Origin of the sequence: Mesorhizobium sp. M2A.F.Ca.ET.067.02.1.1, assembly GCF_004023285.1 — a bacterium.
Classification (GTDB): domain Bacteria; phylum Pseudomonadota; class Alphaproteobacteria; order Rhizobiales; family Rhizobiaceae; genus Mesorhizobium.
The window spans coordinates 1-10,166 of the sequence record NZ_RZSB01000139.1 but is presented as its reverse complement, the minus strand read 5'-3'; the positions used below and the strand labels follow the sequence as shown (position 1 = coordinate 10,166).

9 protein-coding genes are annotated in these 10,166 nt (G+C 65.8%); all 9 read left to right on the top strand.

The window, feature by feature from the left end; translation table 11 throughout:
- Window positions 1–1,265 (top strand): phosphatase PAP2/dual specificity phosphatase family protein (locus tag EOA28_RS12785; RefSeq protein WP_245501515.1); only part of this gene is annotated, 1,265 nt, incomplete at its 5' end.
- Complete coding sequence (locus EOA28_RS12780; RefSeq protein ID WP_126083181.1) at window positions 1,262–1,705, top strand: hypothetical protein; 444 nt, start codon at window positions 1,262–1,264, stop codon at window positions 1,703–1,705. The genes EOA28_RS12785 and EOA28_RS12780, both read left to right, overlap by 4 nt.
- Window positions 1,702–2,361, top strand: coding sequence for a lysophospholipid acyltransferase family protein (locus EOA28_RS12775; protein ID WP_126083182.1), 660 nt, complete (start codon window positions 1,702–1,704; stop codon window positions 2,359–2,361). Before EOA28_RS12780 ends, EOA28_RS12775 begins: the two co-directional genes overlap by 4 nt.
- Window positions 2,361–3,296, top strand: a complete 936-nt coding sequence (locus EOA28_RS12770) for a phosphatidate cytidylyltransferase (RefSeq protein WP_127251607.1) — start codon at window positions 2,361–2,363, stop codon at window positions 3,294–3,296. The genes EOA28_RS12775 and EOA28_RS12770 overlap by 1 nt, the downstream gene beginning before the upstream one ends.
- Window positions 3,297–3,500: 204 nt before the next feature.
- Window positions 3,501–4,640 (top strand): efflux RND transporter periplasmic adaptor subunit, encoded by a 1,140-nt coding sequence (locus EOA28_RS12765; protein ID WP_245463277.1) that lies wholly within the window; start codon window positions 3,501–3,503, stop codon window positions 4,638–4,640.
- Window positions 4,641–4,642: 2 nt separating this feature from the next.
- Window positions 4,643–6,211, top strand: a complete 1,569-nt coding sequence (locus EOA28_RS12760) for an FAD-dependent monooxygenase (RefSeq protein ID WP_127251608.1) — start codon at window positions 4,643–4,645, stop codon at window positions 6,209–6,211.
- Window positions 6,212–6,323: 112 nt separating this feature from the next.
- The gene (locus EOA28_RS12755; protein ID WP_127251609.1) at window positions 6,324–9,419 is read left to right on the top strand and encodes an efflux RND transporter permease subunit; all 3,096 of its coding nucleotides are present in this window, start codon (window positions 6,324–6,326) and stop codon (window positions 9,417–9,419) included.
- A 68-nt stretch (window positions 9,420–9,487) separates the two neighbouring features.
- Complete coding sequence (locus tag EOA28_RS12750) at window positions 9,488–9,901, top strand: hypothetical protein (protein WP_189342029.1); 414 nt, start codon at window positions 9,488–9,490, stop codon at window positions 9,899–9,901.
- Between the two features lie 29 nt (window positions 9,902–9,930).
- Window positions 9,931–10,166: hypothetical protein (locus tag EOA28_RS12745; protein ID WP_128314931.1), on the top strand; the 236-nt coding region annotated here is incomplete at its 3' end.

The window sequence follows — 10,166 nt, the reverse complement described above, 5'->3', positions numbered from 1 at the left end:
GGGCGGCGCTGTGGCTCGCCTTCCTCGCGCCGTTCTTCTATTCGACCTATGGCTTCGCCAACTGGCTGGCCTCGAAACGCAATCAAGTCGGCAGCATCGTGTTCTCGTGGGAACATCACGTTCCATTCCTTGCCTGGACGATCGTGCCCTATTGGTCGATCAACCTCTTCTACGCCCTGTCGCTGCTGCTCAACGACAGCCGGCAGGGCGTGAACCGGCTGGCTGGCCGCTACCTCACCGCGCAGGTCGTCGCCGTCTCCTGCTTCATCCTGTTTCCGCTGACCGCCACCTTTGTGCGGCCGGCGACGACCGGCCTGCCCGGCTTCATGTTTGCCGTGCTCGGCGGCTTCGACAAGCCGTTCAACCAGGCGCCGTCCCTGCATATCGCATTGCTGGCGATCATCTGGGATCATTGGCGCCAGCGCCTTTCGGGCCTCCTGCTCACGCTCTGGCACGTTTGGTGCTTCCTGATCGGCGCCTCGGTGCTGACAACCTGGCAGCACCATTTCATCGATATCCCGACCGGCGCGCTACTCGGCTTCTTCGCGCTGTGGCTGTTTCCGGCCCGGGGCGAGCTGCCCTTCGCCGGCTTCCGTCTGACTGCAGACGGCAAGGCGCGGCGGCTTTCGCTCTGCTACGCGCTGGGCGCCGCCCTGGCGCTCGCCGGTGCAGCCATCGGCGCCTTCTTCTCGGCGCTCGCGCTTATCCTTTTGTGGCCGGCACTTGCACTGGCCATCGTCGCTTTCGGCTATGCCGGAGCCGGGCCAAAAGTATTCCAGAAGACAGCGGACGGCCGCGTGTCGCTGGCAAGCCGCATCCTGCTCTGGCCATACCGGCTGGGCGCCAGGGTCAATGTCTGGGCCTGGACGCGCAGGCTACCGCCGGTGGTTGCCGTCATCGACGGTGTCTTTCTAGGGCGATTTCCCGACGCTGCCGAAGCACACGCCTTCGGCACGGTCATCGATCTTGCCGCCGAGCTGGAGCGGCCGCGTGACGCGCCGGGCCGCTGGATCGGCTTTCCCATGCTCGATCTTCTGCCGCCGCCCGCGGAGACGCTCGACGAGGCGGTGGCGGCAATCGAGCCGGCGCGCCGGCAGGGCACTGTGCTGGTCTGCTGCGCGCTCGGTTTTCAGCGCAGCGCCACAGTCGTCGCCCGCTGGCTGGTTGCCAGCGGCCGCTCGCACACTCCGGCGCAGGCGCGCAAGCAGCTCGCCGCTTCCGGCCGGCCGGTGCATCTTCAGCTCGGACTGGACGAGCCGGCATGAGCGACGACGCCTATCAGCGCAAGACGGCCGCCTTCGCCGCCATGCTGGTCAAGCAGGCGGCATGGCCGGCCGCGATCGTGATCGCCGGCGACAGCATCGCGCCGCTGGTCGCCTCGACGCGCGGCGCGTTCCAAGCGCCGCTTGCGGTGCTGGCGTTGCTCGTTGCGGCGGCGAGCGCGGTGGTGGTGCTCGGGTTCTCGGCGCTTCTCGTCTTCGATGCTCTGCTGTTCCGGCTGATGGCGACGCATGGCGACGAGATATCAGGAGGCGCCGCGGTCGACGACATGCTGGCGCGCATGCGGTTGAAGCCCGCCCCGGCCACGCCACGCCCGCTCGACGATCGCATCGCCGGAACACGCCGCCTGCTGGCCCGGCAGCGGATAGCCTTCGCGGTCTTCGTCGTCGCGTTCCTCACCGCCGGATTCTGGATGCCGAGATGAGCAAGCTTTCGCTGCGCACCTACACGCTGTTGCAGACCGTAACCTCGGTCGGCCTGTCGGCGATGGCATGGGCGGTCACCGGCGTGCGGCCGATCTGGAGCGGCAGCGAGCCATCCGACCGGCAGCGCATCTATTTCGCCAACCACACCAGCCACGGCGATTTCATCCTGCTCTCGGCCTGCCTCAGCGAGACGGAGCGTGCCAAGACGCACGCCATCGCCGCGGCCGAATATTGGGGCAAGTCGCGGCTTCGCCGCTTTATCGCGCAGGACATGTTGTCTTCCGTGCTGATCAGTCGGACCTGGACGAGCGAAGCGGAGCACCCGATCTCGATCATGCTCTCCGTGCTCGACCAGGGTCATTCGCTGATCATCTTCCCCGAAGGTACCCGCAACACCAGCGACGAGCTGCTGCCTTTTCGTTCCGGCCTCTACAATCTGTCGATGGCGCGGCCCGACGTCGAGCTGATCCCCTGCTGGATCGAGAACATGTCGCGCGTGCTGCCCAAGGGCCAGTTCCTGCCTGTGCCGCTGCTTTGCCGCGTCGTCTTCGGCGCGCCCGTCGTTGTGGGGCCGGGCGAAGAGCGGCGCGCCTTCCTCCAGCGCGCCCGCGCCGAGCTTCTGGCGCTCAATCCGCGCCCCGACCGAGACGATTGATGCGCCACGAAATCAGCATTCTCATCATCGGCCTTTTCGTGGTGCTGAGCACCGCCAGCGTCACCGCCGGTATCCTTTCGATGCGCGCGCCGAAGCCGCTCAGTTCGACACTGGTCAACCTCACGCAGCGCGTCAACGCCTGGTGGGTGATGGTGGCGCTGATGACGGTCGCCTTCTTCTTCGGCCGTTACGGCATGACCATCCTGTTCGCGCTGATCTCGTTCGCGGCGCTGCGTGAATTCGTGACGCTGACGCACAGCCGGCGCAGCGACCACTGGGTATTGCTCGGCATGTTCGGCATCGTCATCCCCTTCCAGTACTGGCTGGTGTGGACCGCCTGGTACGGCCTCTTCGTCATCTTCATTCCGGTCTACTGCTTCCTGCTGATGCCGGCGATCACGGCGCTGCACGGCGACACGGAACGGTTTCTGGAGCGGGTCTCGGCGCAGCAGTGGGCGATCATGATCTCGGTCTATTGCGTCAGCCATGTCCCTGCGTTGCTGACGCTCAACGTGCCGGGTTTCGAAGACCGCAACCTTCTGCTCATCGCCTTCCTGATCATCGTCGTGCAGGGCAGCGACGTCCTGCAATACATCTTCGGCAAGCTGTTCGGAAAACACCGCTTCTCGCCGAACGTCTCGCCGTCGAAAACCTGGGAGGGGCTGATCGGCGGGTTGGTCGCGTCGAGCCTGCTCGGGGCACTACTCTCCTTCATCACGCCCTTCTCGCCGCTGCAGGCCTCGGCCGTCGCCTTCGTCGCCTGCACGATGGGATTTCTCGGCGGCCTCGTCGCCTCGGCGATCAAGCGCGACCAGGGCGTCAAGGACTGGGGCCATCTGATCGAAGGCCATGGCGGCATGCTCGACCGCACTGACAGCCTGGTCTTCGCCGCGCCGATCTTCTTCCACATCGTACGCTATTTCTGGACGGTCTGAGCGCCGGCACCGGCGATCCCCCACGGCATCTCACCCAAACATCGGAAAATTTTCAGAAACCGTTCGGGATTTCGCGCCGTCGAAATTGCAAAACCTTCTGGCCGGCGCAAGACAGCCGAAACCCCGGTTTGCCTCACAGCCAGCACGATTTTCAGCCTGCCGCGTCCTCCCAAGCGCGGCCGCAATCTTGGGCATGGAGACAACATGATTGCCGCACTTTTTCGTAACAAGCCACTGATGCGCCGCCTCGTCGCCGGCTCGATCGCCGCTCTTGCCTGCAGCGCCGCCATGGTATGGCATGGCGCCAGCAGCGAAGCTTCGAACGTCGCGCCGGCCACGCCCGACACAAAGCTGGTCAAGGCAGTTTCGGTCTCGCCGGCCCCGGTTGCGGAAAACCGCGTCGCCATCGGCGAGATCGAGCCGCGGCTGGAGAGTGATCTCGGTTTTCGCATTTCCGGCAAGCTCATCCAGCGTAGCGCCGAGGTTGGCGCGACGGTGAAGAAGGGCGAGATTCTCGCCCGCATCGACGACCAGGATTATCGCAATCGGCTGGCCAGTGCCGAGGCCGATGTCGCAGCGGCCCAGGCCGTGCTGGTCGAAGCCAGCGCTGCCGAAGCGCGCATCAGCGCCCTGCTCGCCAAGGGTTTCACGACACGCGCCAATCACGACGCGACGCTGAAGAATCTGCGCTCGGCCGAGGCCAAGCTGAAATCAGCGAACATCGCCTTCGCGATGGCCAAGGACCAGCTCAGCTATACCGAGCTGCGTGCGGAGTTCGATGGCATCGTCACCGCCACCGGCGCAGAAGCCGGGCAGTCGGTCAATGTCGGGCAGATGGTGGTACGCCTTGCTGATCCGAGCAACCGCGACGCGGTGTTCTCGATCGCGGAAGCCGCCTTTGCCAGCGAAAGGGGCGGCCGAGAGATTCCCGCAGTCACCGTCTCGCTGCTCAGCAATCCTGCAATCTCGACGACCGGCACGGTTCGCGAAATCGCGCCGATGGCCGACGCTGCCACCCGCACCTTCCAGGTGAAGGTGTCGCTCGAGAACGCGCCGGATGAGATGCGCTTCGGCGCAAGTGTCGCCGGCCGCGTCGAGATTGCGGGTGCGCCAGTCGTGCAGCTGCCCGGCAGCGCGCTCTTCGACAAGGGTGGCCAGCCCGCCGTCTGGGTGGTGTCAGCCTCGTCGGCTGTCGAGCTCAAACCCGTCACGGTCGCCCGCTACGAGACCGATCGGGTGGTGGTCAGCGAGGGGCTCGCCAAGGGCGATCTGGTCGTCACCGCCGGCGTAAACCGGCTGCGGGAACACGAAAAAGTCCGTATCGTTGAGGGAGAAGGAAAATGACCATGTCCAAGACGAAGGTCCTTATCGCCGGCGCCGGCCCGACCGGCCTCACGCTGGCGCTCTGGCTCACCAGGCTTGGCGTTCCCGTGCGCGTCTTCGACAAGGCCACCGCTCCGGGGGAGACCTCGCGGGCGCTCGCCGTCCAGGCGCGCACGCTGGAGTTCCACCGCCAGATCGGCATCGTCGATGACGTGCTCGAAGCCGGCCTGAAGATCGAGCAGCTCACTGTGCACACGCCGGCCGGCGTCGCTGCAAGGCTGCCGCTGGCCGATTTCGGCCGCCGCATCAGCCCTTATTCCTTCGCCTTCGCGCTGCCGCAGGACATCCACGAACGCGTGCTGATCAAGCATCTGGAGCGCGCCGGCGTCGAGGTCGAACGCGGCACCGAGCTGGTCGCGTTCCAAGACAAGGGCCATGCGGTCATCGCGACGCTGAGCAAAGAAGGCCAGACGGAGACCGTCGTCGCCGACTACCTCGCCGGTTGCGACGGCGCCCACAGCGCCGTGCGGCATGGGCTCAATATCGGCTTCCCCGGCGGCGCCTATGAACAGTCCTTCTATGTCGCCGACGTGAAAGGCCGGGGCGACATCACGCGCAATGGCATGGACACGACCATCAGCACTTACGGTTTCGCCATCGTCATGCCGGTGAGGCAGTCGGGCTCGATCCGGCTGATCGGTATCGTGCCGAAGGCGCATGAGGCGGACGAGACGATCAGCTTCGAGGCGATCCGCGCCGACGTCGAGCGCGACACTGGCGTGACCGTCGACGAGGTCAACTGGTTCTCGACCTACCGGGTCCATCACCGCGTCGCCGAGAATTTTCGCGTTGGCCGGGTGTTCCTCTGCGGCGATGCCGGCCACATCCATAGTCCGGCCGGCGGCCAGGGCATGAACACCGGCATGGGTGACGCGGTGAACCTTGCCTGGAAGCTCGCCGCCGTGGTGCAGGGCCGAGCCGATCGGCGCCTGCTCGACAGCTACGAGCCGGAGCGTATCGCCTTCGCCCACAGGCTGATCGAGAGCACGGACCAGGCCTTCCGCATCGCCACCAGCCGCTCGCGGCTCGTCGGCCTGTTCCGGCGCTATCTGATGCCGAAGATCCTGAACATCGCGCTGCAGACGTCATATGGTTCGCGCGCCTTCTTCGGCGTCATCTCGCAGGCGGCGATCCAGTACCGCGCCGGCCCGATCAGTTCGGGCACAGCTGGCAAGATCAGCGGCGGCGACCGCCTGCCCTATGTGCCGATGCCAGGTAGCGACAATTTCGAGCCGCTGCGCTCGCTCGACTGGCAGGTGCATGTCTATGGCGAGGCCAATGCCGAGTTCCGGGCCATGCTGGCATCGACCGGCGTTCCGGTGCACGCCTTCGCCTGGTCTGAAGCAGCGGCGAAAGCCGGCCTGCAGCGCGACGCCGCCTATCTGGTGAGGCCGGACGGGCATGTTGCACTTGCATCGCCGCTGCAGGAGGCCGCCAGCTTCCAGCGCTATCTCACCGGTCTCGCCATCAAGCCGAGGACAGCGGAGCGTGCGCCCTACCGCGTGCCGGGCACCATGCACAGCCTGGCCTGAACAGTGCCCGCCAAACAGCGGGCGCTGACCGAAACCCAGTCTTCACTTGTTTCGCCAGCCGGCAGAAGCCGGCGGAACGCGCCTTCGCGCGCGCTGAGAGAGGGATTTTGTCATGAGCAGCTTCAATCTTTCCGAATGGGCGCTGCGCCACCGCAGCTTCATCGTCTACCTGATGATCGCGGCAGCCCTTGCCGGCCTTTACGCCTATCGCGGTCTCGGCCGCGAGGAGGACCCGCCCTTCACCATCAAGACCATGGTGGTGAAGACGATGTGGCCGGGCGCCAGCACCAGCGACACAGTCGAGCAGATCACCGACCGCGTCGAGAAGAAGCTCGAGGAGCTGCCCGATCTCGACTACGTCAAGAGCTACACCAAGCCCGGCGAATCCGTCGTCTTCGTCAACCTGAAGGATACCGTCGCCGGCGACCAGGTGCAGCCGCCCTGGTACCAGGTGCGCAAGAAGCTCAACGACATCAAGCCGACGCTGCCATCCGGCGTGCAGGGCCCGTTCTTCAACGACGAGTTCGGGGACACCTATTCGCTGATCTACGCGCTCACCTCCGACAGTCTCAGCCATCGCGAGCTGAAGGACATGGCGACCAGCCTGCGTGCCGGGCTGCTCACCGTGAAGGACGTCGCCAAGGTCGACCTGATCGGCCAGCAGGATGAGAAGATCTATCTCGAATTCTCGACGCAGAAGGTGGCGGCGCTCGGTCTCGACGTCGGCACGCTGACGCAGGCGCTGCAAGCGCAGAACGCGCTGACGCCGAGCGGCACGGTCGATGCCGGCCCAGAGCGCATTGCCATCCGCGTGTCCGGCTCCTTCACCTCGGAAGAGAGCCTAAAGGCGATCAACTTCTACGCCAACGGCCATTACTTCCGGCTGGGTGACGTCGCCGAGGTCAAGCGCGCCTATTCCGACCCGCCGCAGCCGATGTTCCGCTTCAACGGCAAGCCCGCAGTCGGTATCGCTGTGTCGATGACGGCCGGCGGCGACGCGCTGGCGCTGGGCGAAAACGTCAAGGAGAAGATGCACGAGATGGAGGCCGAGCTGCCGCTTGGCGCCGAGCTTGGCATGGTCGCCGACCAGTCGCACGTGGTCGAAGAATCCGTCGGCGAGTTCACCAAGAGCCTCGGCGAAGCGATCGCCATCGTGCTTGCCGTGTCGCTCTTAGCGCTCGGCTGGCGTCCGGGTGTCGTTGTGGCCGTCGCCATCCCGCTGGTGCTGGCAATCACCTTCGTCACGATGGAGTATTTCGGCATCTCCTTGCAGCGCATCTCGCTCGGTGCGCTGATCATCGCGCTCGGCCTCCTGGTCGACGACGCCATGATTGCGGTCGAGATGATGATCGCCCGTATGGAGGAAGGCTACGACAAGATCTCGGCCGCGACCTACGCTTATACCTCGACCGCCTTTCCGATGCTGACCGGTACGGTGGTGACGATCGCCGGCTTCGTGCCGGTGGGCTTCGCCAAGAGCGGCGCGGGCGAATACTGCTTCTCGCTGTTCGCGGTCGTCGCCATCGCGCTCGTCGTGTCCTGGGTAGTGGCGGTGCTGTTCACGCCGCTGACCGGCGTCTTCCTGCTGCCCGATCGCATCAAGGGCCATGGCGGCAGCCATCAGCCATCGCGCATCGCCCGCGGCTTCCAGGCGTTGCTTGAAGCCGCGATGCGGGCGAAGTGGCTGGTGTTGTCGGCGACCGCGGGCCTGTTCGCGCTCGCGGTCGTGGCCATGGGCTTTGTCGGCCAGGAGTTCTTCCCGAAGTCGGATCGGCCCGAGGTGATGCTCGACCTCACCTTGCCCCGCACCGCTTCGATTAAGGCGACGGACGCAGTCGTTGAGCGCGTCGAAAAGCTGCTCGCTTCCGATCCCGGCATCGACCATTGGAGCTTCTATGTCGGCCAGGGCGCAGTGCGTTTCTACCTGCCGCTCGACGCGCAGCTTGCCAATGACTTCTTCGCCCAGGCCGTGGTCGTCACCAAGGGCCACGCCGTGCGCCAGGCGGTGATCGACCGGCTGGAGCGCGAGCTGTCGACCGGTTTCGACGACGTCATGGCCCGCGTCACGCCGCTGGAGTTGGGGCCGCCCGTCGGCTGGCCGCTGAAGTTCCGCGTCTCGGGTCCGGACCCGGACAAGACACGCAGCCTTGCGCAGCAGTTTGCGCAGGTGCTGGGCAGCGACGCCGCGGTGCGCAATATCAACTACGACTGGAACGAGCCGGCCAAGGTCATCAAGGTCGAGGTCGATCAGGACCGGGCGCGCGCTCTGGGCATCTCCTCGCAGCAGCTGTCGGAGACGATCAACGCGATCCTGTCCGGCTCGAAGATCACCCAGATGCGCGACCATACCTATCTCGTCGACATCGTCGCCCGCGCCGTGGATTCGGAACGCGCCAGCATCGACACGCTGCGCGGCCTGACGATCAGCGCGTCGGGCGGACGGCGCGTGCCGCTCGAGCAGGTGGCGAAGCTCAGCTACCAGACCGAGCCGCCGCTGATCTGGCGCCGTGGCCGCCTGCCGACCGTGACGGTGCAGGCCGACGTCGCGCCCGGCGAGAACGCCACCGTCGTCTCGAAGCGGCTGCAGAAGGCGATCGCTGGATTCAAGGCGGAGCTGCCGGTGCGCTACAGCGTCGAACAGGGCGGCGTGATCGAGGACAGCGCCAAGGCGCAGGCCAGCATTTTCGTGGTCTTTCCGCTGATGCTGTTCATCATGGCGACGGTGCTGATGATCCAGCTGATGAGTTTTCAGCGCCTCGTGCTGGTGCTGCTCACCGCGCCGCTCGCCATCATCGGCGTTGCTGGCGCCCTGCTCCTGTCAGGTGCTCCGATGGGCTTCGTCGCCATCCTCGGCGTGATGTCACTGATCGGCATGGTGATCCGCAACTCGGTCATCCTAATCGCACAGATCGACCAGCACATTGCCGCCGGCGAAGAGCCCTGGGCCGCGGTGATCAGCGCCACCACGCATCGGCTGCGGCCGATCCTGCTTACGGCGGCGGCCGCCATCCTCGGCATGATCCCGATCGCGCCGACGGTGTTCTGGGGACCGATGGCTTACGCCGTGATGGGCGGACTAATGGTGGCGACCGTGCTGACGCTGGTCTTCCTGCCGACGCTCTACGTCACCTGGTTCGGCATCAAGGCGCCGACGGCGACGGCGGCAGCAGCCGAGCCCGCCAACCAACCGCAGGCCGTAGCGGCTTGAGCCGGCAACGCAACCCGACAGATCACGGCGCACCGCCGTGATCACTCCCAACCCCGAAAGGAACGATCATGTCCCTCTTCCACGGAAATCTGCTTGTTCGCTTCAACGCCGGCTTCCTGATGCTGGCCTCGGCCGGCGGGCTTTTCACCGATATCGCCGGCTCCTTCTTCGGGCGGGGCCCGGAAGCGATCCTGCTAGGCGATGCGCCAGGCACCGGCATCGGCTTCATCGAGGCGCACGGGCTTGCACTGATCATCGGCGTGACGCTCTGGCGCATCGCCTACTCCCGCAATTGGCACGCCTTCCTGGCTGCCGTGCATGTGCTGCTCGGAACGGCAAATCTCCTGTTCTGGCAGTTCTTCATCGCCGCCGATGTGCTCGTCGTCGGCTACGTCACAACCGCGGCGCACTTTCTGTTCGCGGTTGCTCACCTGGCGGCGCTGGCGGGCTCGGCCCGGCTTGCCGCTCAGTCCTCCCACTAGACTTCACCTCAACATCTGGAGAAACCAACATGCCCATGCAATCGCTCAAGAAATACCGCGCGGCCGCGGCCCTGCTCGCCCTCGCTACCACCGCCGTCGAGATCGTCGGCACCTCGGCGCCGACACTGTCGCTCGTCAGCGCTGCCGAGGCCCGCATCGGAGCGCCCTGGACGCCACGCAGCGCAGCCGGTGTTGCCCGCCGCACCGCCACGTGGCGCGTGCTGCGGCACACCACGGCCTGGGTCGCGACCCTGCCTGCCGGCTG

What these genes read in the sequence shown, in the direction of transcription:
- EOA28_RS12780 (WP_126083181.1), top strand. Translation starts at nt 1,262, where the DNA reads ATGAGCGACGACGCCTATCAGCGCAAGACGGCCGCCTTCGCCGCCATG.
- EOA28_RS12775 (WP_126083182.1), top strand. Translation starts at nt 1,702, where the DNA reads ATGAGCAAGCTTTCGCTGCGCACCTACACGCTGTTGCAGACCGTAACC.
- EOA28_RS12770 (WP_127251607.1), top strand. Translation starts at nt 2,361, where the DNA reads ATGCGCCACGAAATCAGCATTCTCATCATCGGCCTTTTCGTGGTGCTG.
- EOA28_RS12765 (WP_245463277.1), top strand. Translation starts at nt 3,501, where the DNA reads ATGATTGCCGCACTTTTTCGTAACAAGCCACTGATGCGCCGCCTCGTC.
- EOA28_RS12760 (WP_127251608.1), top strand. Translation starts at nt 4,643, where the DNA reads ATGTCCAAGACGAAGGTCCTTATCGCCGGCGCCGGCCCGACCGGCCTC.
- EOA28_RS12755 (WP_127251609.1), top strand. Translation starts at nt 6,324, where the DNA reads ATGAGCAGCTTCAATCTTTCCGAATGGGCGCTGCGCCACCGCAGCTTC.
- EOA28_RS12750 (WP_189342029.1), top strand. Translation starts at nt 9,488, where the DNA reads ATGTCCCTCTTCCACGGAAATCTGCTTGTTCGCTTCAACGCCGGCTTC.